At 74.0% G+C, this 22,273-nt stretch carries 20 protein-coding genes; 8 read left to right on the forward strand and 12 right to left on the reverse strand.

Going from position 1 to position 22,273, the window contains the following annotated elements; all coding sequences use genetic code 11:
* Positions 1 to 13: 13 nt before the first annotated feature.
* A complete protein-coding gene (locus ABZ719_RS26100) occupies positions 14 to 589 on the reverse strand; it encodes a GNAT family N-acetyltransferase (RefSeq protein WP_366727594.1) in 576 nt (191 codons plus the stop codon).
* A 616-nt stretch (positions 590 to 1,205) separates the two neighbouring features.
* Here ABZ719_RS26100 and ABZ719_RS26105 point away from each other — a divergent pair.
* The 4 genes from ABZ719_RS26105 to cydC all read left to right on the forward strand — a co-directional run bounded on the left by ABZ719_RS26105 (position 1,206) and on the right by cydC (position 7,271).
* Complete coding sequence (locus ABZ719_RS26105) at positions 1,206 to 2,498, forward strand: cytochrome ubiquinol oxidase subunit I (protein WP_366727595.1); 1,293 nt, start codon at positions 1,206 to 1,208, stop codon at positions 2,496 to 2,498.
* Positions 2,499 to 2,774: 276 nt separating this feature from the next.
* Positions 2,775 to 3,797: a cytochrome d ubiquinol oxidase subunit II gene (locus tag ABZ719_RS26110; protein WP_366727596.1), complete on the forward strand. Its 1,023-nt coding sequence runs from the start codon at positions 2,775 to 2,777 to the stop codon at positions 3,795 to 3,797.
* Positions 3,798 to 3,813: 16 nt separating this feature from the next.
* Entirely contained in the window at positions 3,814 to 5,523 is a 1,710-nt protein-coding gene (gene cydD, locus ABZ719_RS26115) for a thiol reductant ABC exporter subunit CydD (RefSeq protein ID WP_366727597.1), read from the forward strand.
* Positions 5,520 to 7,271 (forward strand): thiol reductant ABC exporter subunit CydC, encoded by a 1,752-nt coding sequence (gene cydC, locus ABZ719_RS26120; RefSeq protein ID WP_366727598.1) that lies wholly within the window; start codon positions 5,520 to 5,522, stop codon positions 7,269 to 7,271. Before cydD ends, cydC begins: the two co-directional genes overlap by 4 nt.
* A gap of 438 nt (positions 7,272 to 7,709) precedes the next feature.
* Here the strand turns inward: cydC and ABZ719_RS26125 are convergent, their stop codons facing one another.
* The 6 genes from ABZ719_RS26125 to ABZ719_RS26150 all read right to left on the reverse strand — a co-directional run bounded on the left by ABZ719_RS26125 (position 7,710) and on the right by ABZ719_RS26150 (position 14,009).
* Positions 7,710 to 8,678, reverse strand: a complete 969-nt coding sequence (locus ABZ719_RS26125; RefSeq protein ID WP_366727599.1) for an LLM class flavin-dependent oxidoreductase — start codon at positions 8,676 to 8,678, stop codon at positions 7,710 to 7,712.
* A 231-nt stretch (positions 8,679 to 8,909) separates the two neighbouring features.
* On the reverse strand, positions 8,910 to 9,278 hold the full coding sequence (locus ABZ719_RS26130; protein ID WP_366727600.1) for an antibiotic biosynthesis monooxygenase family protein: 369 nt from the start codon (positions 9,276 to 9,278) through the stop codon (positions 8,910 to 8,912).
* A 40-nt stretch (positions 9,279 to 9,318) separates the two neighbouring features.
* On the reverse strand, positions 9,319 to 10,815 hold the full coding sequence (locus tag ABZ719_RS26135; RefSeq protein WP_366727601.1) for an FAD-binding protein: 1,497 nt from the start codon (positions 10,813 to 10,815) through the stop codon (positions 9,319 to 9,321).
* The gene (locus tag ABZ719_RS26140) at positions 10,812 to 11,996 is read right to left on the reverse strand and encodes an FAD-dependent monooxygenase (RefSeq protein ID WP_366727602.1); all 1,185 of its coding nucleotides are present in this window, start codon (positions 11,994 to 11,996) and stop codon (positions 10,812 to 10,814) included. The genes ABZ719_RS26135 and ABZ719_RS26140 overlap by 4 nt, the downstream gene beginning before the upstream one ends.
* 177 nt (positions 11,997 to 12,173) lie before the next feature.
* A complete protein-coding gene (locus tag ABZ719_RS26145; RefSeq protein ID WP_366727603.1) occupies positions 12,174 to 12,500 on the reverse strand; it encodes a TcmI family type II polyketide cyclase in 327 nt (108 codons plus the stop codon).
* 24 nt (positions 12,501 to 12,524) lie between these two features.
* Positions 12,525 to 14,009, reverse strand: a complete 1,485-nt coding sequence (locus tag ABZ719_RS26150) for an FAD-dependent monooxygenase (RefSeq protein WP_366727604.1) — start codon at positions 14,007 to 14,009, stop codon at positions 12,525 to 12,527.
* Between the two features lie 518 nt (positions 14,010 to 14,527).
* Between ABZ719_RS26150 and ABZ719_RS26155 the strand changes: the two genes are divergently transcribed.
* The 4 genes from ABZ719_RS26155 to ABZ719_RS26170 all read left to right on the forward strand — a co-directional run bounded on the left by ABZ719_RS26155 (position 14,528) and on the right by ABZ719_RS26170 (position 17,204).
* Positions 14,528 to 15,739, forward strand: coding sequence for a cytochrome P450 (locus tag ABZ719_RS26155; RefSeq protein WP_366727605.1), 1,212 nt, complete (start codon positions 14,528 to 14,530; stop codon positions 15,737 to 15,739).
* 40 nt (positions 15,740 to 15,779) lie between these two features.
* Positions 15,780 to 15,983 carry a ferredoxin gene (locus ABZ719_RS26160; protein ID WP_234438710.1) on the forward strand — a complete coding sequence of 68 codons (204 nt, stop codon included), beginning with the start codon at positions 15,780 to 15,782 and terminating at the stop codon, positions 15,981 to 15,983.
* 274 nt (positions 15,984 to 16,257) lie between these two features.
* Positions 16,258 to 16,608, forward strand: coding sequence for an antibiotic biosynthesis monooxygenase family protein (locus ABZ719_RS26165; protein ID WP_366727606.1), 351 nt, complete (start codon positions 16,258 to 16,260; stop codon positions 16,606 to 16,608).
* A gap of 146 nt (positions 16,609 to 16,754) precedes the next feature.
* Positions 16,755 to 17,204 (forward strand): nuclear transport factor 2 family protein, encoded by a 450-nt coding sequence (locus ABZ719_RS26170; RefSeq protein WP_366727607.1) that lies wholly within the window; start codon positions 16,755 to 16,757, stop codon positions 17,202 to 17,204.
* Positions 17,205 to 17,346: 142 nt separating this feature from the next.
* Here the strand turns inward: ABZ719_RS26170 and ABZ719_RS26175 are convergent, their stop codons facing one another.
* The 5 genes from ABZ719_RS26175 to ABZ719_RS26195 form a co-directional block, all read right to left on the reverse strand.
* Positions 17,347 to 18,540 (reverse strand): ketosynthase chain-length factor, encoded by a 1,194-nt coding sequence (locus ABZ719_RS26175; protein WP_366727629.1) that lies wholly within the window; start codon positions 18,538 to 18,540, stop codon positions 17,347 to 17,349.
* 80 nt (positions 18,541 to 18,620) lie between these two features.
* A complete protein-coding gene (locus ABZ719_RS26180) occupies positions 18,621 to 19,901 on the reverse strand; it encodes a beta-ketoacyl-[acyl-carrier-protein] synthase family protein (protein WP_366727608.1) in 1,281 nt (426 codons plus the stop codon).
* Positions 19,902 to 20,194: 293 nt separating this feature from the next.
* Positions 20,195 to 21,130, reverse strand: a complete 936-nt coding sequence (locus tag ABZ719_RS26185) for an aromatase/cyclase (RefSeq protein ID WP_366727609.1) — start codon at positions 21,128 to 21,130, stop codon at positions 20,195 to 20,197.
* 28 nt (positions 21,131 to 21,158) lie between these two features.
* On the reverse strand, positions 21,159 to 21,953 hold the full coding sequence (gene fabG / locus ABZ719_RS26190; protein WP_366727610.1) for a 3-oxoacyl-ACP reductase FabG: 795 nt from the start codon (positions 21,951 to 21,953) through the stop codon (positions 21,159 to 21,161).
* Between the two features lie 21 nt (positions 21,954 to 21,974).
* A complete protein-coding gene (locus ABZ719_RS26195) occupies positions 21,975 to 22,253 on the reverse strand; it encodes an acyl carrier protein (RefSeq protein WP_366727611.1) in 279 nt (92 codons plus the stop codon).
* Positions 22,254 to 22,273: the final 20 nt, after the last annotated feature.

Genomic DNA, 22,273 nt, shown 5'->3' on the forward strand with positions numbered 1-22,273 from the left:
GACTGCCCGCCGGTCAGCTCTCCCGGCGGAGGTCCAGCATGCAGAAGACCTTGTCGTAGCGGTCCTCGCCGACGGCGACGAAGGCGGGCAGCCGGCCGTACTCGGTGAAGCCGAGGGAGCGGTACAGGCGCAGGGCGTGGGTGTTGTCGCCGCGGGCGTCCAGGGTGAGGACCTCGACGCCCGCCTCCCGGGCGTCGGCGATCAGGGCGGCGGTCAGTGCCCGGCCGGTCCCTCGGCCCTGTGCGGCGGCGGCCACCGCGATCTTCTCCAGGTCGGCGTGCGGCCGGTGCGTCGGCCGGGCGTAGCGGAGCCAGTACCCGAACCCGGCGAGCCGGCGGCCGACGTAGGCGGCGCGCAGGGCCGCGTCACCGGAGCGCGCCGCGCAGCGGACGTGGCCGAGGAGTTCCGCCACCTCCTGCCGCGTGGGCGGTTCGACCCAGCCCAGCGCGGCACCCGCACGGACCAGGTCCGCGAGGATGCCGTGCGCCGCCGCGGCGAACCCGGCTTCCAGCTCCGGGTCGGACGCCAGCTCCCCGGCGTCGAGGAGGGTCAGGGGGGCGGTCACACCGCTGGTCAGGGCCGGATCCATGCCCCGCAGCGTAACCACCCCCGGAGCCGCACCGGCACTCCGTGCCCCCTGCCGGCACTCCGCGACCCCGTACCGGCACACTCCACAGCCCCCGTACCGGCACTCCGCCCCGCCCGCGTCGGCACGCCGCGCTCCCGTACCGGCGCCCCACCCCCGGCACCGCAACTCCGCTCCCCGGCACCGCCGCCGCACCCCCGCAGCGCCGCCGCGCACCCCGCCGCGGCCGGCGCCCGCCCTCCGGGCGGTCCGGCCGGGAGCGGGCAAGGAAGGCCCGGCCGGCGGGACTCAAGTGAGACTCGACCGCCGGTTGCTTCGATGAACGGCATCAGGAACGGAGCAGCAGGCCGTCACCGGCTCGAGGCCCGCACCGTGCAGGACCGGCCGGAACCGCTCGCCCGTGGCGAACCGGGCCCCGTGCCCGGCCGGCCGGGCGGCGCGCGCCGGAGAACCAGGGGACGGACGTGCCCGAAGTCGCCGACGCCCGTGAAAGGGATGCTCATGCCGGTCTCCCGTATCCCTGCCGATGACCGAACATCCGGCGTCGCTCGGACACCGAGCGCTGACGCCACCGACGCGGCGCCGGCGGCCGAACCGATCTCTTTGGGGTGACTAGGACATGGGAACCGTCGGACTGGCACGCACCCAGTTCGCCTTGACCGTGGGGGTGCACTACCTGCTCGTCGCACTGACCCTCGGCCTCGTGGTCATGGTGGCGGTCTGCCACACCCGCTGGGTCCGCACGGGCGACCCGGCGCTGCGGCAGGCCACGAAGTACTGGGGCACGCTCTACGTCATCAACTACGCGGTCGGCATCGGCGCGGGCATCGCCATGGAGTACCAGCTCAGCGCCAACTGGTCGGGCCTGGAGAACATGGGCGCCGGAGTCTTCGGCGCGCCGCTCGCCGTGGAGACCGTCGTCGCGTTCTTCGTGGAGTCGACCTTCCTCGCGCTGTGGATCTTCGGCTGGCAGCGGCTGCCCGCGAAGGCGCACCTCGCCTGCATCTGGATCGTCGCCGCGGCCGCGTACCTCTCCGTCGTCTGGGCCCTGCTGGCCAACGGGTTCATGAACAACCCCGTGGCGTACGAGATGCGCGACGGCACCCTCCAGCTGACCGACCCGCTCGCCCTGTTCACCAACCCCAACGCGTGGATCGCCATCCTGCACATCATCGGCGGGGCCCTCGCGGTCGGCGGGTTCTTCATGCTCGGTGTCTCGGTGCTGCTGCGCAGGCGCGGCCGGGCCGACGACACGTTCGTACGGCACTCGATGCGCATGGGCGCCCACGCCGGCTTCTGGGGCGCCCTGCTGGTCGGCCTCAGCGGCGCGGTGCAGATCGAGCGGATCGGTGAGCAGCAGCCGATCAAGCAGGCGCTGCTGGACGGCGACAGTGAGCGGATCACCGCGTTCCAGCGGGAGCTGACGGAGCGTTTCGGGGACGCCGGGCTGCCGCCGGCACCACTGGTGCAGTACAGCGCCTATGTGATGATGGCCGTCGGGTTCGTGCTGCTGATCGTCTCCGTGTGGACCCTGATCGCACTGCGCGGCGACCGGATGCTCACGTCGAAGCCGCTGCACCGCGTGCTGCGGGTCGCCATGGTGATGCCCTTCGTGGCGAACATCGCCGGCTGGCTGGTACGCGAGATCGGCCGGCAGCCGTTCGTCATCGACGACATCCTCACCACCCGGCACGCCCTGACCCCTTCGCTCACCACCACCCAGCTGACCGTCTCCCTGGTGGTGCTGGGGGCGATCGTCACGACCCTGCTGGTCCTCGACTGGTGGCTGCTCGGCAAAGCGGCGATGCGCGGACCGGCGCAGGCCGACCTGTGGGCACAGGAGTCCGTCTCCGGTGAGCACCCCGACCCCGGCGGCACCCTCGACGACGAGCGCGACAGCGTCCTCCTGTAGGGCCTGTCCGGCGGACCGGCCCGCACCCTCGCGGCCCGCGCCTCTCCGTGGCGGAGAGCGGGGGCCGGTGCGTGCGGCCGCGAGGCGGAGGAGGGCGTCCACGCCGAGCGTGGGCAGCCGGCGACGGTGCGGCAGATGTGCGTGCCGCGGTCGCACCAGCCGCTCCGCACCGGGCCGCGACCGCGACACGATCCGCCGGACAGGCCCCGGAGCCTGACGACCACCGCGCCCGCCGCCCCGCCCCCGCACCTCACGCTGCAAAGGAGCACACCGGCCATGAGTTACCCGACCTTGTGGACCATCGGGTTCATCGCCTTGTTCACCGGCTACCTGACGCTCGCCGGAACCAATTACGGAGTGGGCTCGACCCTGCTGTTCACGGCTCACGACGACCGCGAACGCCGGCAGGTGCTCGGCGGCCTCGGCCCGTTCCTGCTCGTCAACGAGTCCTGGCTGCTGGTGTCCCTCGGCGTCCTGGTGGGCACCATGCCGGGCCTGGAGACCCAGCTCCTGGTCGGCGCGGCGCCGTTCGCCCTGGTCGCCATGGCCGGCGCACTGGTCCTGATCAGCGCCGTGATGCTCCGCAGCCGGCACCCCGGGGCCACCGTGCGCAGGCGGTGGGACGGCGTGATCTGCGCGGCCGGCACCGCGGCGGCGTTCGGCTGGGGAGCGTTCCTGGTCGCCGTCGCCGGGTCGCTCGACCTCGACGGCGGCGGCCATGTCGTGGGCAGCGGCGCGGCGTTCACCCCGTACGCCCTGCTGGGCGGGGTCAGTGCCGTCGCGCTGCTCGGCGCGCACGGCTGCGCCTTCACCGCCGCCCGCACCACCGGAGCGGTCGCCGCCCGCGCCGGCGTCCTCGCCCGCCGCCTGTGCGGCGCCGGCTTCCTGCTCGTCGCCCTCACCGTCCTCGCCTCCTGGGCCGGCGGGCACACCGACGGGGCCGCGCTGCGCCGGCCCGCCCTCGCGCCGGCGCTGCTCGCGCTCGCCGTGCTCGCCCTGCTGCCTGCCGTCCGCGCGCTGTCCGCCGGACGGCCCTGGCGGGCGTACGCGGCCACGACCGTCGCGGTGGGGCTCGCGCCGGTCGCCGTGTTCGCGGCCAAGTACCCGTACCTGGCGACCCCCGCGCGGGCCGGAGTGCGGGCCGTCGCGGCCCAGGACCTCGCCGCGGACAGCACCGCACTGGCCCTGATCACCTGGACCGCGGGCCCGGTCCTGCTGCTGGTGATCGCCGTGCAACTGCGGATGTGGTGGCTGCTGCGCGCACCCGCGGAGCGGTCCACGGCCCCCGCCTTCCACTGACGCCCCCGGGGGACGCATGAAGCACGGACCGCTCGACCCCGAACTGGTGCGGATCCACCCGCGCGTGAAGGTGTTCCTCCTGGTGTGCACCGCCGGTGCGGCGCTCGGCGGCGCGCTGCTCGTCGCCCAGGCGCTGCTCCTGGCCCGGGTGCTCGCCGCCCTCTTCGACGGCGGCTCCCGCGAGGCCTTCGCCACGGTGCCGCTGCCCCTGGCCGCCGGGGTCGTCGCGGCCCGGTGCGGGCTCGCCTGGTGGGAGCGCTGGTATCCGGCGCGGGAGGCGACGCGGGTGCAGCAGGCGTTGCGCGAGGAACTGGTCGAGGCCGCGGGCCGCGGCCGGATCCGGGGCGCGGGGCCGCGGCCCGCCGCCGTGGTGGCCGTGCTGACGCGCGGCGCCGACGCGCTGGAGGGGTACGTCTCGGGCGCCGTGGCCGTGCTGCCGCACGCCGTCGTTGTGCCGCCCGCCGTCGTGTGCACGCTGCTGTACCTCGACGTGCCCTCCGGGCTCACCGTGCTGGTCACGCTCCCCTTCGTCCCGCTGGTGCTCGCCGTCGTCGGACTGCACACCAAGGCGCGTACCGAGCGGCACTGGGACGTGCTCCTGCGCCTGGGCGAGCGCTTCCGCCAGGCGGTCGGCGGACTCACCACCCTGCGGGTGTTCGGGCGGCAGGACGACGCGGCCCGGCGCATCCGCGCGGCCGGCACCGAGCTGCGGGTGGTCACGATGGCCACCCTGCGGCAGGCGTTCCTGTCGTCCTTCGTCCTCGAGACCATGACCACCCTCGCCGTCGCCCTGATCGCGGTGCCGGTCGGTTTCCGGCTGCTCGCCGGGGACATGCCGCTCACCGCGGGCCTCGCCGTCCTGCTGCTCACACCGGAGGCGTACCGCCCGCTGCGCTCCCTGGCGCTGCGCTTCCACGCGAGCCAGGAGGGCCGGGCCGTACTCGACCAGGCCCGCCGGATCAGGGCGGCCGCCCCCGAGCCGGCGCGGCCGGCCGCACCTGCGCCGCACCCGGTGCCCCTGCCCGCCCCGGCCGGCGCGCCGGTCGTCCTGGACCGGCTGACGGTCGGGTTCCCGGGCGGCCCCGCCGCCCTGACCGACGTGTCGCTGACGCTCGAACCCGGCCGCTGCCACGCGCTGACCGGACCCAGCGGCGCGGGCAAGAGCACGCTGCTGCGCACCCTCGCCGGCCAGCTCGCACCGCTCGGCGGCGAGATCCGCGTCGGGTCCCACCGGCTGCCGCACGTCCCCGGCGCCGCCTGGACCGCCATGCTCGGGGTGGTGCCGCAGCGACCGCACCTGTTCGCCATGTCCCTCGCGGACAACGTCCGCCTCGGCCGCCCCGACGCCGGCCCCGAAGAGGTGTGGCAGGCGCTGGCCGCCGCGGGGGCCGCCGACTTCGTGGCGGCACTGCCCGACGGCCCGGCCACCCCGCTCGGCGACGGCGGCGCGGTGCTCAGCGCCGGTGAACGGCAGCGGATCGCGCTGGCCCGCGCCCTGCTGCGCAAACCGTCGCTGCTGCTGCTCGACGAGCCCACCGCCCGGCTGGACGGCGAGACGGAGCAGCGGGTGCTCGACGCCCTGCGCGCCCTCGCCGGCGACGAGCGCACCACGGTGCTGGTGGTCACCCATCGCCCCCGGGTCATGGAACTCGCGGACACCGTCTTCCACGCCGCCCACGGCTCGGTCGACGGCCGGCCGCGCCTGCTGGAAGGACAGCCGACATGACGAGCCGTTCAGCCCCCGCACTGCCGCGGACCCGCCTGGTCCTCGCGGCCCTCGCCACGGCACTGTGCGAGGTGTCGGCGGTGGCCCTGACCGGCACCGCCGCCTGGCTGATCTGCCGGGCCTTCGAGCAGCCCCCGCTGGCCGCCCTGTCGGTGGCGGTGGTGGCGGTCCGCGCCCTGGCGATCGTCCGCGGCACGCTGCGCTACGGCGAGCGGCTGGCCGGACACGACGCGGCCCTGCGGATCATGGAACGGGTGCGCGGCCGGTTCTTCGACGCCCTGGAGCCGCTGTCTCCCGCCGGGCGGCCCGCGTTCCGCCGCGGCGACCTGCTCACCCGGCTGCTCGCGGACGTGGAGGCGGCGCAGGACCTGGTGGTCCGGGTGGTCCTGCCCGGCCTCGCGGCACTCACGGTCGGCGCCGGTGTCACCGCCTGGGTCTGGCTGCAACTGCCCGCGGCCGGAGCCGCGCTGGGCTGCGGCCTGCTGGCCGGCTCGGTGCTGCTGCCGGTGGCGGCGGCCGCCGCCCTGGACCGGGCGCGGGTACGCCTGGTGCGGGCCCGCGGCACGCTGGCGGTGCGCAGCGTGGACATCATCGAGGGGGCCGAGGACCTCGCCGTCTGCGGCGCGTCGGCCGCCGCCACCGGGCGCGAGCGCGCCGCCGCGCGGACCGTCGCCCGGCTGGAACGCTCCGTGGCGCTGCGCGGGGCCACCGCCGGCGCCGCGGGGCTCCTGGTCCGGCTGGTGACGACCGGCGCGGTGGCGGTGCTCGCCGCGAGGGCGCAGGACGCCGGGCGGCTCGGCCCGGTCACCGTCGCCGTCCTCACCCTGACCGCGCTCGCCGCCGTGGAGACGAGCGCTCCCGTGCAGGCCGCCGCGGAGCGGTTCGGTGAACTCGGGCACGGGCTGCGGCGGTTGAGGGAAGTCCTGCGCGCCCGCCCGCCCGTGCCCGAACCCGCGCACCCGCTTGCGGTGCCCGCGGGCCCCCTCACGCTGGAGTTCGACGATGTCACCGTGGTGCCCCCGGGAGCTTCCCGGGCGGCCCTGAGCGGATTCGGCCTGTCCCTGGCCCCGGGCCGCAAGGTCGCCCTGGTCGGGCCGAGCGGCGCGGGCAAGAGCACCGTCCTGGCCGCCGCGCTGGGGTTCGTCCGCCCCGGGGCGGGACGGGTGACGCTGAACGGTGTGCCGGTGGAGCGGGTGGGGGGCCGGCAGTTGCGGCCCCGTCTGGTGTGCGGGCTCACCCAGGAGCACCACGTCTTCGCCGGCACGGTCCGCTCCGTGCTCAGGACCGGCCGGCCGGACGCCGGGGACGCCGAACTGTGGTCCGCCCTCGCGCAGGCGGGTGCCGCCGCCTGGATCCGGGCCCTGCCGGGCGGCCTGGACACAGAAGTACGGGACGACGCGGCCGAGTTGTCGGGCGGCCAGCGCCAGCGGCTGGCGCTGGCCGCGGCCCTGCTCGCCGATCCCCGCGTCCTGGTCCTCGACGAACCCACCGAGTCCGTCGATCCCGTGACGGCCGGCGCCCTGCTCCGTGACACCCTGGCCGCGGCCGGCGACCGGTCCCTCCTCCTGGTCAGCCACCGCCTGCGCGGCCTGGAGGCGGCCGACGAGATCGTGGTGCTGCGCGCGGGGCACGTCGTCCAGCGCGGCAGCCACACCGAACTCCTCGCTCGGGAGGGTTACTACCGCGACCAGTACACCGCCGAACGCGAGGCCGAGCAGCGCACGGCGCCCGCGCTCACCGTGGGGTGAGCACGGGCGCCGTACAGCGGTGAGCACGGGCGGGTGCCGTACAAGGGGCGGGCCCGGGCGGGCGGTTCATGCGGCGGGTGTGGGTGGGCGGTACCTGCGGCGGGCATGGGCGGGGCGGTACCTGCGGCTCGCGGCAGCGGACGGGGTGGTCGGCCGCCGCGCGCCGCAGGAGGATCCGGCGCCGCGGGAGTCAGGAAGGCGCGACGCGCCCCGGACGAGGTCGTGGACCGCTCCGGGAAGGCCCGGGACGCCCCGGATGAGCCCGGGGACCGCCCCGGGGAGGCTCGGCCGTCCTCGACGAGGTCGTGTGTGTCCTGGGAAGGTCCGGCGCGCCTCGGACGAGAGCGTGGACTGCCCCGGCAACGCCCGGCGCGCCCCGGACGAGATCATGGCGATCGTCGTCACCGCGCGGCCGGGCGGCAGGCGCCGGGGCGGCCGTCACCGGCCCAGCAGCGGCGGCAGCTCCTCGCTGACCAGTTCGATGTTCCGGGCGGTCAGGTCGTCCGGCATGCCGGCGATGCTCGCCCAGAAGATCAGGTGCTCCACCGGCAGCCCGTCGACCGTCTCCTTGATCTCTGCGGCGGCTTCCTCGGGGGTGAGGATCTTCAGCGCGCCCCACGGGGCGTTGGAGGTCCGGTTGCGGAACTCGTCGGGGTGGATGATCGGCGGCCGGGGCTTGTCGGTGCCCTCCACCGATGACTGCCGGTAGCTGTTCATCTGGTGGGCGAGACAGGGCGCGACGCGTGCCCACGCCTCCTCCGGGTCGTCGGCGAGGATGATCGGCAGCAGGCCGGAGAGCCGGGCGGTCGCCGGGTCGTGGCCGCCCTCGACCAGGCCCTCGCGGTAGTGCGGGAACAGCTCGCGGGAGATGTGCAGCAGCCCGATGCCGAGCCGGCCGGCCATCCGCGCGCCCCGGGGCCCGTAGAAGCCGCCCCACAGCGGAACGGGTTCCTGGACCGGGCCCGGGGTGATGCCGCCCTCCTCCCAGAGCCTGCGGACCTCGCGGATGTTCTCCTCGGTCCGCCGGAACCGCCGCGTGAAGTCCGCGCCCATCAGGTCGTACTCGGGAACCCGGTAGCCGGCGCCCATGCCCAGTTCGAGGCGTCCGCCGCTCACCAGGTCGACGATCGCCGCCTCCTCCGCGAGCTGGGCGGGCCTGCGCAGCGCGGGCAGCACCACCGAGGTGCCGATCCGGGCCCGGCGGGTGCGGGCGGCGGCGGCGGCGGCGAAGGTCAGCGGCTGCGGCAGATAACCGTCCTCGAAGAGGTGGTGCTCGGTGAACCACAGCCCGCCCACGCCCCGCCGGTCCGCCTCCTCGCAGAATTCCAGGCTCTGCGCGTAGTGGTCGGCCCAGGGGCGCTTCCAGCCCTCCGGGTTCCGGAGGTCGAAGAGAAGTCCGACATCCATGGTGAAATCCCCATTCAGTAAGTGAGTTCGGTGGACCGGAGCGGCTTTCGGTGTACGGCGTCTCCACCGCGGCGGAAAGTCATGACCTTCCTCCCCGTGTGGGCCGGGAACGTCTTTCCCGTCCTGGGCGGGCGCCGCGTCTGCGGTGCGGACCGGGGCCGGAAAGCGATTCCGGCACCTCCGCGGGAGGTGCCGGAATCGCCGGGGCCAAGGTGCTGCGAGATCTCCGGGTCAGGCCTCGCAGAGGCCCTCGACGGCGATCTTCTCGAAGATGTGCGCGTACGAGACGATGTCGTCCGGGACCTGCGCGGACATGGCCTGGAACTGCGGGTTGCCGAGCGCCTTGGCGAGGGCCTCGGTCGACTCCCAGATCGCGACGTTCATGAACTGCAGGCTGCCCGCCGTGCCCTGGTGCATCTGCAGGGAGACGAATCCCGGCTGCGCCTTCATGAACTCGGCCTGCTTCTTCCAGTGGGCCAGGAAGGACTCGGCCCTGTCCTTCGGGACGATGAAGGTGTTGGCCAGGACGATGGGCCCGGTCTTCTCCTTGAACTGCGCGAACAGCGGCGTGGTCGGGTCCAGGTTCTCCAGCTTGGCCATTTCTGACTCTTTCTCTCGGTATTGATTCACTGCCGGCCCGTCAGGCCGCGCCTATGCCCTGCGCGAAGCCGAAGAGGCCGTTCGGGTCGTAACTGTTCTTGGTCTTCACCAGTCGCGGATAGTTCTCGGCGTAATAGGAGGTCTTCCAGTCCGCCAGGTCCGGGTCGATGAAGTTCTGGTAGGCCTCGCCCGATGAGAGCGGGTCGACGGCCGCGAAGCCCGCGTCGACCCAGGCCTTCGCGGCGGCCCGCAGCTCGTCGGTGACCGGCCCCCGCGCCATGAAGCCCTGGAAGTTCACTGAGAAGCGGCTGTCGCGGTGCACGAAGGCCGTCGCGGTGCGGTCCAGGTCCCGGACGGCGCCGTCGATCGGCAGCACCTGCAGGCCGTGCGTCTGGCCGCCGGACACCCGCTGGTCGTCGAAGAGCGCCAGGACGCGGGCCCAGCCCTCGCGCGGCACGTCGTCACGGACCAGGCGGCTGCGCTCCAGCGCGAACGCGGTCCGGGGAAGCTGCCCGCGCGGGAAGACGTCCGACCGGTGGCACTCCTCGGTGGCCCTCCCCGCACAGCCGAAGATCCCCGTCATCAGCTCGCGGTAGGACACCACCGACGTCTGCCGCGCGGCCGGCGCGCCGGTCAGGGAGTCCAACCGGGCCAGTTCCGCGTCGAGTTCGGCCGGACTCCCGGTGGAGACCACGATGACCGACGGGACCGGGACGTTGCCCGGCGCGGCGTCGGCGAGGGTGACCACCGCCGCCGAGCCGATCGTGCGGGGACACTCGGCCAGCCACCGGGAGTAGCCGTCGAGCATGTCCAGCGCCCGGTCGTAGGTGTAGCCGAGGCGCGCCGTGACCACCTGCGACAGGACGGACGGCGTCAGCGTGTAGGACGTGACGATGCCGAAGTTGCCGCCTCCGCCCCCGCGCAGCGCCCAGAACAGGTCCGGGTGCTCGCGCGCGGAGGCCGTGACCGCCTCGCCGCTCGCCAGCACCACCGTCGCCGAGGTCAGCGCGTCGCAGGCCATGCCGAGGGTCCGGGTGAGGAACCCCAGCCCGCCGCCCTGCACGAACCCGCCGGCGGCGACGGTCGGGCACGCGCCGCCGGTGAGGGCCAGGCCCGAGTCGGCCAGCGTGTTCAGCACGTCGACGTTCTGCGCGCCCGGACCCAGCGTCACCGAACCGCCGCCGGCCCGCACCGAGTCCAGCCGGGACACGTCCACCACCAGGCCGGTGCCGGTGGAGTACCCCGCGGCGCTGTGGCCGCCGCTGCGCACCGCCGGAGCGATCCCGTTCTGCTGTGCGAAGGCGAGGCACAGCGCCGCGTCCCGCGCGTCCGCGCAGTACGCGACGGCCTGCGGGGCGATGGTGTCGAACTGCATCAGGTCCAGCTGCCTGGCGGTCGCGTACCGGGCGTCGGAGGGGAGCACCAGGTCACCGGTGAGGTGCCTGCCCAGCCGGCTCCACGCGACGGCGCCCGGACCCAGGAGACGGGTGGCGGAGACCGCCGCGGCCGTCCCGAGCAGTGCCCGACGGGAGATCACGAGGGGACCTCCTGCCTGCGCTCCGGCGTCCCGGCCGGCCCGGGCGGGCGGGTGCCGGCGTCCAGACCACCGAGCCGGGCGGCCAGCAGGTCGCGCACCGCCCGGTGGCCGAGGAGTTCGCCGAACAAGGAGCGCACCGGTTCGATCTCCGGGCCGCCGAGCATGATGAGGGCCTGGGCGTCGATGACCGCCATGGCACGGCGGCCGGCCCGGTGCCGCTCGTCGTGGTACGAGTCCAGCAGTCCGGCCGGCGCGGTGCCGGCGACCTCGGCGGCGAGCTTCCAGCCCAGGTCGAAGGCGTCCTGCAGGCCGAGGTTGATGGCCTGGCCGCCGACCGGCAGGTGGCGGTGGGCGGCGTCCCCGGCCAGCAGCACCCGCCCCCGGCGGTAGTGCGCGGCCTGGCGGCTGACATCGCCGAAGGCGTTCACCCACACCGGGGTGCCGCCGCTGATGTCCTCCCCGGTCACCCGCGCCCACGCCCCGACGACCTCGTCGAAGGCGGGTGCGGCGGTACGCACCGCGGGCGTGCGCCCGTACTCGTGCACCATGACCCGGGTCAGCCCCTCCCGCGTCGCGGCGACCGCGAAGCCGCGGGGCAGCCGCTCGAAGCGGCGGTCGGGCACGTCCACCCCGCGGACGTCGCAGCGCAGCAGCTCGCGGCGGGCGTCCCGGCCGGGGAACTCGAAGCCCGCCAGGGCCGCGACCGTGCTCTCCTCGCCGTCGCAGCCCACCACGTACCCGGCGGTCAGCCGCACGCGCCGCCCGGACCCGCCGGTGACGGCCTCGACGCTCACGCCGTCCGCGGCCGGACGCAGCGCGCGGACCTCGTGTTCCCGCCTGATGTCCGCGCCGAGCCGGCGCGCCCGGTCGCCGAGCAGTGCCTCGACCCGCGCCTGCGGCACCTTCCACTGGCCCGCGAACGGGGAGGGCTGGCCGTCCAGGCCGAGGGGCAGGCCGCCGAAGTGCCCCCGGGGTTCACGGGGGACGGTGCCGAGCTGCTCCAGCAGGCCGCGCTCGTCCAGGAGTTCCATGGTGCGGGCGTCCAGGGTGGTGGCCCTGGACTCCGTCGTCGGCGCCGCCAGCCGCTCCAGCACCGTCACCTCGGCCCCGCCCACGCGCAGTTCACCGGCGAGCGCCAGCCCGACGGGCCCGGCACCGACGACGATGACCCGGTCGTCCACTTCAGCACCGGCCTTCGGTGTCGTCCCCGGCGTGCCCCAGGGCGGCGCCCGCCGGGTACCGTCCCAGGCCCTCGGGCGCCGGGCCGCCGCCGGCCGTCGCCGCCCGAGGCCGAAACGCGCCCGCACCGGGGAGGCCGGGCCCGCGGCTCGCGGTGCGGCCGTCGCCCGGCAGCTCGTTCACCGGGCGTCCCAGTGGTAGAAGCGCTGTGCCATCGCGTCGGCGGGCGAGCGCCAGGTGGCCGGGTCGTAGGCCTCGATGAAGGGCTTCAGGTCGGCGCTGACGTTCACGAAGAGCGGGTGGTTCTTGGCCTCCTCGATGGCCGCGCCGCCGCCGTCGGAGTCGAAGTCCTGGAGGTGGAAGTAGAGGCCGCGGTAGCTGAACAGCTGGCGGCGGCGGGTGCCCATCAGTCCCGGCATCTCCGTGGTGTCGAACTCCCCGAAGATGCGGGAGACCTCGGCCTGCGACGCCGGGTCCATCCGGGCAACGATCAAGGTGCTGTGCATCGATCTCTCCTCGTTCGAAGGCGATTACTGACGGGAGGCCGCCACACGGCTCGTCCCGAACCAGCGGTCCAGCGCGTCCGACAGCGGCCCGCACCCGGGGTCCGTCCAGGCGACGTGGCCGTCGGGGCGCAGCAGCGCGGCGGACGTCCCGGTGAGCGGGCACCCCTGCGGGAGGTGGTGCGGGGCCGCCGTCACCACGTCGACCCGGTCCGCCCAGGGCCCGGCGGCCCGGCGCAGCTCCGGGTCGTCCGCCAGGTCCAGCAGCACACCCCGCCCGGTGCTCAGGCCCGCGACGGTGGTCGTCGGCCCGTCCGGCCCGCGCAGCTCCCGCTTGGGGACGCGGGCGCCGAGCAGCGGATGGGTGCCGGGGCCGACGTCGTAGCGGATGTCGAGGCCGCTGACCATTCCGGCGAGATGGCGGCGGACCTCGTCCAGCTCCATCAGGTCCGCGACCACCTCGCGCAGCGGTTCGACCTCCGAGCCGGACAGGAAGAGCACGCCCTGGGCCAGCGTGTTGACCAGCAGCCGGGCGCCGACGGGATGGCGTTCGGCGTGGTAGGAGTCGAGCAGTGCCGGCGGGGCCGACCCGCGCACCACCGCGGCGAGCTTCCAGCCGAGGTTGACGGCGTCCTGCACACCGACGCTCAGACCCTGGCCGCCCACCGGGAGATGGGTGTGGGCGGCGTCGCCGGCCAGCAGCACCGAACCCCGCCGGTACTCGGTGACCTGGCGCGTCGCATCGCCGAAGGAGCTGATCCAGTGCGCGGTGCCGCCGCGCATGTCCTCCCCCGTCAGCCGCTCCCAGGCGTCCGCCACCTCGGCGAACTCCGGGGGCCGGGTGCGCCGCCGGGGCGGGACGCCGTGCTCGACGACGATGATGCGGTCGACGCCGTCGCCGAGCGGGGTGGCCATCACCATGCCGGCCGGCAGCCGTTCACCGATCGGACGCGGCCTGAGCGCGCACCCGCCGATGTCGGCGACGAACATCTCGCGGGTCGACGGGGTCCCGGGGAACTCGAAGCCGGCGGCGGCGCGCACGAAGCTGTGGCCGCCGTCGCAGCCGACCAGGTAGCGGCAGCGCAGCAGGCGCGGCCCGCCGGGCGTCTCGACCTCGACCCGCACGCTGTCGCCGTCGTCGTGCAGGCCGGCCACGGTCCAGCCGCGCCGGACGTCGGCGCCCAGCTCCGCCGCCCACTCCCCGAGCACCCGCTCGGTGGTGGCCTGCGGGATGCTCCGCGCTCCGAAGTGGGCGTCCATCAGGACGCTGTAGTCCAGCGGCAGGCCGCCGAAGTGCCCCGAGGCGCTGATCCCCAGGTCGCCGAAGCGGGGCAGCAGGCCGCGCTGGTCGAACAGTTCCACCGCGCGGGCGGTGAAGCCCAGGCTCCGCGACTCCTGCGACGGCTTCTCGAGCCGGTCCAGTACGAGGACCTCGACGCCGCCGAGGCGCAGTTCCGCGGCCAGCACGAGCCCCGCGGGGCCCGCGCCGACGATGATCACCGGAGCGTCCATGGGGCCTCCTTGGCAGGCGGGAACCGCGGCAGGAAGCCGCGGAGAGAAAAGGCGGTGGCCGGGCGGACGAGGCGCGGCCGGGAAAGCGACCGAAGGGCCGGGGTGCTTATGAGAGTAATTCGAAGAAATCCGGCTCGGCGGCCTCGCTGCGGATTACCGTGCCACCGGGCCTGTCGCGGTGTCAACTGCCCATTTACCGTCCGGCAGTTCTCTACCGCGCCTCTATTTCCCCTCCAGTGCGCCGCTACCGCAACCGGGCATCCTGGGGGCCTGACCATGGAATGCACGCACCTCAATTTCTTTGATTCCTCGGCCGCCGCTGTTTCGAATGCATGAGGAAACGTCGAGGGCTCCTTGAGCGACCGTGTCATTCGAAAAGACCCGAGCAGACGCGGATCCGGTGCTCGGCCCCGCCCTCCTCGACGTCCACCGGTGACCCCCTCTCCTTCCCCGACCGCCGCGGGAGCCGGGGCAGCAGGCCGCGACGAAGAACCCGCCATCACACCCGAGGAGGCCCGGTGACCCGTCCCATCACCTTCCCGCAGGACCGCTCCTGCCCGTACGAACCGCCCGCCGGCTACCGGTCCCTGCGGCAGGAGGGCCCGCTGACCCGCGTCACGCTCTACGACGGCACCACCGCCTGGGCGGTGACCGGCCACGCCGAGGCCCGCAGGCTGCTCGGCGACCCGCGGCTGTCGGCCGACCGGCGCAAGGCCGGCTTCCCCATGACGAGCCATGTGCTGACGGCGCTGCGCCACCTGCCCCCCTTGCTGTTCAACGCGGACGAACCCGAGCACGGCCGGCAGCGCCGCATGCTGATCCCCGGCTTCGGCGTGCCGCGCATCAGGGCACTGCGGCCCCGGATCCAGCGGATCGTCGACGAGCTGCTGGACGCGATGGTCGAGCAGGGACCGCCCGCCGAACTGGTCTCCGCGTTCGCGCTGCCCGTGCCGTCGATGGCGATCAGCCTGCTGCTCGGGGTGCCGTACGAGGACCACACGTCCTTCGAGGAGCTGTCGCGGCTGGTCATGCGCGGATCCGGGCCGGATGAGTCCGCGGCCGCGCGGGGCAAGATGCTCGGCTACCTGGAGGGGCTCCTCCTCGACAAGGAGCAGCGCCGGCGGCAGGGGCTGGAGGACGGCCCGCACTCCGGGCTGCTGGACGAACTCGTCCGGGACCGGCTGCTCACCGGCCAGACGGACCGCGAGGAGATCGCCAGGCTGGCGTTCAACCTGCTGGTGGCCGGGCACGAGACCACCACCAACATGATCTCGCTCGGGACGCTGCTCCTCCTGGAGCGTCCGGACCGGCTGGCCGCGCTGCGCGCCGATCCGGGGCTGCTGCCGCAGACCGTCGACGAACTGATGCGGCACCTGTCGGTCGTGGACGAGCTGTTGCGGGTGGCCACCGAGGACATCCCCTGCGGCGCCCAGGTGATCCGGGCGGGCGAGGGCGTGGTCTTCAACACCTCGATGATCAACCGGGACGCGGACCACTTCGCGGAGCCGGACGAGCTGCGCCTGGACCGCAGCGGGCAGCACCATCTGGCGTTCGGATTCGGGGTTCACCAGTGCCTGGGGCAGAACCTGGCGCGGCTGGAGCTCGAGGTGGCACTCGGCACCCTGTTCCGGCGGCTGCCCCGGCTGCGCTCGGGCGTCACCGTGGACCAGCTGCCGATCAAGCCGGGGGACACCATCCAGGGGCTGATCGAGTTCCCGGTCGAATGGTGACGGCTCCGGCGCAGGGCAACGGTGAGGAGGGACGACGGAGATGGCGATGATCGAGGTCGATCGCGAGGTGTGCATCGGCGCGGGGCTCTGCGCCTGGAACGCCCCGGAGGTCTTCGAACAGGACGAGGAGGGGCTGAGCCGGGTCCGGGCCGGCGCCGGATCCGGGGAGGGACTGGACGAGCGCGCCCTGGAGGAGGCCCGGTCGGCCTGCCCGGCCCAGGCCATCCGCCTCACGGGGGAGTGACCCGACGGCGGCCGTCGCGAGCGGATCTGGTCCGTTCGTCACGGCCGCCGTGGCGAGCGGGTCTGATCGGCGTTTTGTGATGCGGTGACACGGCGGCTCGGCCGGCCGGGAGGACACGGGAGGAGAAGAACCCGGTGTCATCCCCAGGTCTGACGCGGTGTCACGCGCTGCGACCGGAGTCGCCCGTGGGAACAGGAGCTGCGGCTGACTTCACGGTCCGTTCGCGCCGGGACGATGGAGAAGTCCCGGAAAGAAGCGAGAGGGAGGACCGAAGATGGCCGAGCTGGAGACGCTGGACCCGATGACGCCGATGTTCGCGCAGTTCAAGGAGAGGACGGGGCCCGTCGTCCTGGCCAACACCTTCTTCGTGCCCGAGGAGAGGGCCGGGGAGTTCTTGCCTCTCTTCCGGAGGCAGGCGGAGTTCATGAAGGCCCAGCCGGGATTCGTCTCGCTGCAGATGCACCGGGGAACGGGCGGGAGCCGGCTGATGATGAACGTGGCGGTGTGGGAGTCGACCGAGGCGCTGGCCAGGGCGTTCGGCAGCCCGGAGTTCCAGCGCATGGCGGCCGACTTCCCCGACGACATCGTGTCCTACCCGCACATCTTCGAGCGGATCGACGTGTGACACGGCAGCAGGCAGGGCGTGGGGGACCCTGAGCCCCCGGGTGGTCGATCGGTTGTCGAGGAGCGCACGAGGGACCGCCTGGAGGGTGGGGAGGCGGACCCGGGCCCCGGGCCCGGACCGACGCCACCGAGCGATGAGGAGTCCCGATGAGCGTGCAGGAGATCCCCCTGCGAGGACAGCGGCCTTCGGCGGAGCTGTACCAGCAGGTCCAGCAGTTCTACGTGCGGCAGATGCACCTGCTGGACAGCGGCGAGGTGGACGCGTGGATGCGCACCTTCACCGAGGACGGCGTCTTCGCGGCGAACGGGCAGCCCGAGCCCACCGTCGGCCGCGAGGCGATCGGGGCGGCCGCCCGCAAGGCGAGTGACCACTTCGCCGCGCAGGGCATCCAGCGCCGCCACTGGCTGGGCATGGTGTCGGTCACCGGACAGGAGGGGACGACGGTGACCGCACGCTCCTACGTCCTGCTCATCGAGACGCCGCGCGGCGGTCAGGCGACCATCCTGTGCAGCGCCACCTGCGAGGACGTCCTGGAGATCGGTCCCGAGGGGCCGGCCGTGCGGCGGCGCCACGTCAGCCGCGACGACCTCGTGTGACGGCACGGCACACCACCTGGCACCCCGGATCCGAAGGGACCGGGCATGCCGGACCTGAAGTGACCGGGAATGCCGGAGGGCCTCCGCGGGTGACGCCCGTGGAGGCCCTCCGGCATGTACCGGGGCCGCGCCCCGGCGCCCCTCACGGAGCCGTCACCACGGTGGCCGCGTTGAATCCGCCCTGCCCCCGGGCCAGCACCAGCGCGGTGCGCAGCGGCATTTCGCGGGGGGTGGCCGTGACGAGGTCCAGGGCGAGGTGCTCCGGCAGGCCGTCGCCGGTGATGTGCACGGAGGGCGGGATCACGCCGTCGCGCAGCGCCAGCAGGGCGGCGGCCAGATCCAGCGAACCGCCGCCCGCGGCGAGCCGGCCCGTCATGGTCTTGGGCACGGAGACGGGCACGCCGCGCGGCCCGAACAGCGCGCAGATCGCATCGGCCTCGGCCCGGTCCAGTTCCGGAACCCCGGCGGCGTCCGCGAACACCACGTCGACCGCGTCCGCGGTCAGGCCCGCGTCGGCGAGCGCGCCTTCCGCGGCCCGCCGCAGGCCCGGTTCGCCCCCGCTGCCGGGCCGCGGGTCGAAGGTGGCCGCGTACCCCGCGAGCGCACCGTAGGGCCGGGCGCCGCGGTCCCGGGCGGTGGCCGCGTCCTCCAGCACGAGGATCGCCCCGCCCTCACCGGCCACCTGGCCGCGGGCGGCCGCGTCGAAGGGCAGGAACGCGCGGGCCGGGTCGCAGACGGTGCTCATGTGGCCGCCGGCGAGCAGCGCGGCCCAGCCCCACGGGCAGATCGCCCCGTCCACGCCGCCCGTGACGATGCGCCGGCTGCCCTTGCGCAGCTGCCGGCGGGCCTGGGCGACCGCGTCGAGCCCCCCGGCCTGTTCGCTGACGATGACCCCGCTGGGACCGCGCAGGCCGTGCCTGATGGATATCTGGCCGGTGTTGACGGCGTAGAACCAGGCGAAGGACTGGTAGGCGCTGACGTGGCGGCTGCCCTTGCCCCACAGGGCCTCCAGCTCCCGCTGGCCGAACTCGAACCCGCCCGCCGACGCCGCGGTCACCACTCCGGACGCGAACTCCGGCTCGCTGTGCGGGTCGAGACCGCTGTCGGCGATCGCCTCGTCGGCGGCGGTGAGCGCGAGCCGTGTCATGTGGTCGGTCTGCGGCAGCAGCCGGCCGGGGATGTGCTCGGCCGCGTCGAAGCCGGGGACCTCCCCGGCGAGCTGTGCCGGATACCCGCGGGCGTCGAACCGGGACACCGGCCTGATGCCGCTCTCCCCGGCCAGGGTGGCCTGCCACCAGCGGTCGCGGCCGAGGCCGTTGGGCGCGGCGACGCCCATCCCGGTGAACACCGGGTGGGCGGGGCCCGCGGACGGCCGCGGGGCGGCCGCCCCGCTCGCCCGGGTGCTCGTCGGGGTGCTCATCGGACACCGCCTTTCCGTGTGCCGTCGGGCCTGGTCAGCACCATCGCGCTCTGGAAGCCGCCGAAGCCGCTGCCGACGGTGAGGACCCGTTCGGTGTGCTGTTCGCGTGCCGTCAGCGGCGTGTAGTCCAGGTCGCACTCGGGGTCGGGTTCGTGCAGGTTGGCCGTGGGCGGGATCACGCCGTGCTCGATGGCGAGGGTGCTCGCGGCGATCTCCAGCGAGCCGATGGCCCCCAGCGAGTGGCCGATCATCGACTTGATGGAGCTGACCGGGGTCCCGTAGGCGTGCGCGCCCAGGCTCTTCTTGAACGCGGCGGTCTCGTGGCGGTCGTTCTGCTTGGTTCCCGAGCCGTGCGCGTTGACGTAGTCGATGGCCGTCGGATCGAGGCGGGCCTGGTCCAGGGCGACCCGGATCGCCTCCGCCATCTCCTTGCCGTCCGGCCGCAGGCCCGTCATGTGGTAGGCGTTGCAGCGCGAGGCGAAGCCGGAGATCTCGGCGTACAGATGGGCGCCGCGGGCCCTGGCCCGGCCCAGTTCCTCCAGGACGAACACGGCGGCGCCCTCGCCGAGCACGAAGCCGTTGCGGGAGGCGTCGAAGGGGCGCGAGGCGTGCTCGGGGTCGTCGTTGCGCGGCGACGTCGCCTTGATGGCGTCGAAGCAGGCGACGGTGATGGGGGAGATGGGGGCCTCGGTGGCTCCGGCCACCATGATGTCGGCCGAGCCCTCACGGATCAGCTCGGCGGCGTGCCCGACGGAGTCCAGACCCGAGGTGCAGCCGGTGGAGACCACGGCGGCCGGGCCCTGGGCGCCCACGGCCCAGGCCACCTCCGAGGCGAACGAACTCGGCACGAAGTGACCGAAGAGGTGCCGGCTCGTGTACTGGTGGTCGACCAGCCACGTGCGGCCGCCGTCGCTGACCACGTTGTACTCGGTGTCCAGGGACGTGGTGGCCCCCACCGCGCTGCCGACGGTGACGCCGACGCGGTGCGGGTCGAGCCCCGCGAAGTCCAGGCCGCTGTCGGCCATGGCCTCCCGGGCGCACACGACCGCGAACTGCGCCGCGCGGTCCATCCGGCTCGTCTCCTGGGGCGACAGGCCGGACTGCTCGGGGTCGAAGTCGGCTTCCGCGGCGATCCGCGAGCGGAACTGGGACGTGTCGAATCGGGTGATCGACCGGGTGGCGGTGCGGCCGGACGTCAGCAGTGACCAGAATTCCTTCAGCCCGATGCCGCCCGGCGCGATCACCCCGATCCCGGTGATGACTACGCGTCGTTCCATGTGGCTCCTCCGTTGTGCCGGGATGGGCGTGCGGGCGCGGAGTCCTGGGTGTGCCCCGGCGGATCCCGCAAGCAACTCGACGGTGCACTGGGTGACTCAAACCGTGCTGGAGGGCCGACCCAGCCGCGGCTCGTGCCGCCGGCGCGGGCTCGCGCCGCCCCCCGGGACGCGGGCGGCGCCGCGGCCTTCCCGGCGCGCCGGGCGGGAGGGCGGGGCGGCCGGAGCCGGTCTCCGCCGCGGCGCACGGCGACGGCCCGCGCCGCCTGCGGGCGGGCGGGCCGGGAGCGCGGCCGTCAGTGCCTGGCCTCCGCGTAGGCCTTGGCGTGGCCCAGCGTGGCGAGGCTGTTGGTGCTGAGCGCCTCGTGCACGTAGGAACGTGCGCCGGCGACGGTGGCGTCGGGGCCGAGGACCCGCTCGATGTTGGCCGTGTTGAGGGTCACGGTGTGCTGCGAGGCGGCCCGCACCCCGTCCGGCGTCTCGGTGAACGTCCAGATGCCGGTGTGCAGGGTCATCAGCGCCGGCAGGGTGACCTGCTTGTAGGCGATCTTGTCCGGCCGGAAGGTCACCCGGTACGACTTGGTGGTGTGCGTCGAGCCGTCCTTCGCCCTGGTGTCCATCTCCAGGGTCTGCAGGCCCGGCGTGTCCTCCTCGAGCCGGACGCTCGCCACGTGCGGCAGGCGCTCGCTCCACAGGTGCGCCTCGTTCACGAAGTCGTAGACGTCCTTGGCGGTGCCCTGGACGAGTACGGAGTCCTCGAAGGAGAACGTCACGTCCTGCGTCGAGCAGGCCAGTTCGACGTTCTCCTTGAGCGCGGCCAGTTCGGAGCGGGAGTTGCGGTCGACCGCCTCGTCGATCCAGCGCAGGCCGTCCGGGTCGTCGTCGACCGCCCGGTAGTCGTGCAGCAGCCGGACGCGGGACCGGGTCGCGGACAGTGCCTCGATGATCCAGGTGCCGCCCATGGCGGCGACCGGAGGCGCGGAGACCTCCTGGCGGAAGGTGATGCGGCGGGCCGCGGGGTCCAGGGTGCGGTGCGAGGTCCAGTTCTTCGCCTCGCCGTTGGCGGTGGCCCAGATCCGGATCCGCTCCTCGCCCGCCCCGCGTTCGACGTGGTCGACGTGGATGGTGGGCGGGAAGATCCGGGGCCAGTTCTCCACCTCGGCGAGCAGCCGGTAGACCACATCGGCCGGCGCCGAGACCGTGATCTCGTGCGCCACTTCACGGATGGTCATCGTCGTCTCTCCTGTCGGGGGGTGCGGGTCAGAAGTTGCCGAGGCCGCCGCAGACGTTGAGGGCCTGCGCGGTGATGGAGGCGGCGGTGTCGGAGGCGAGGTAGCCGACGAGGCCCGCGACCTCCTCGGGGGTGGAGTAGCGGCCGAGCGGGATCTTCGCCTGGAACTTCTCCAGGATCTTGTCCTCGGTGGTGTCGTACGCCGCCGCGTACCCGGCCCGCACCCGCTGGGCCATCGGGGTCTCGACATAGCCGGGGCAGACCGCGTTCACGGTGATGCCGGTCGGCGCCAGCTCGTTGCCGAGCGCCTTGGTGAAACCGACCACGCCGTGCTTGGAGGCGGAGTACGGCGCGCCGAGCACCACACCCTGCTTGCCCGCCGTGGACGCGATGTTGATGATCCGCCCGCGCGGCCTGGCCCGCATGCCGCCGGTGTTCAGCACCTCACGGGTCATCCGGAAGACGCTGTTCAGGTTGGTGTCGATCACGTCCTCCCACAGCTCGTCGGTCAGGTCGGCGGTGACCCCGCCGCCGGACCGGCCGGCGTTGTTGACCAGGACGTCCACGGCGCCGAACCGGTCGACGGCCGCCCGCACGAACGCTCGCACGCCGTCCGCGGACCGCACGTCGAGCGTCGAGCCGTCCACGTCCAGGCCCTCCTGCTGGAGTTCCTTGACCGTCGCGGCCACGTTCCCGGCGTCGCGCGCACCGATGTACACCCGGTGCCCCTGGGCCGCCAGCAGCCGCGCGACGGCGAGTCCGATGCCGCTCGTCGCGCCGGTGACCAGCGCGGTCCGGCTCTCCTGTGTCGTGTGCTGTGTCATGCTCGCCTCCTGGGGCGTCCGTCAGCGGGTGGCGGCCACGGTCTGCTCGCCGAGGTACCGGTTCACGGCCTCGACCAGCAGGCGCGGGGTGAGCGCGTCGGCCAGAGTGTGGTCGGCGAGCGCGACGCCGTACTCGCGCTCGATGCGGCCGCAGGTCTCCAGGAGCGCGAGCGACTCGTAGCCGAGCAGCTGGAATTCGGTGTCCGCGAAGTCGCCGTCGGCGACGCCCTCCTCCTCGGTGCCTGCGGCGGCGTACAGGATGCGTTTGAGGTCGTCCTCGGTGAACTGGAGCCCTGACATGGTTCCCCCTCCTGGCGGGT

This window comes from Streptomyces sp. NPDC006743 (genome assembly GCF_040703815.1).
Taxonomy (GTDB): domain Bacteria; phylum Actinomycetota; class Actinomycetes; order Streptomycetales; family Streptomycetaceae; genus Streptomyces.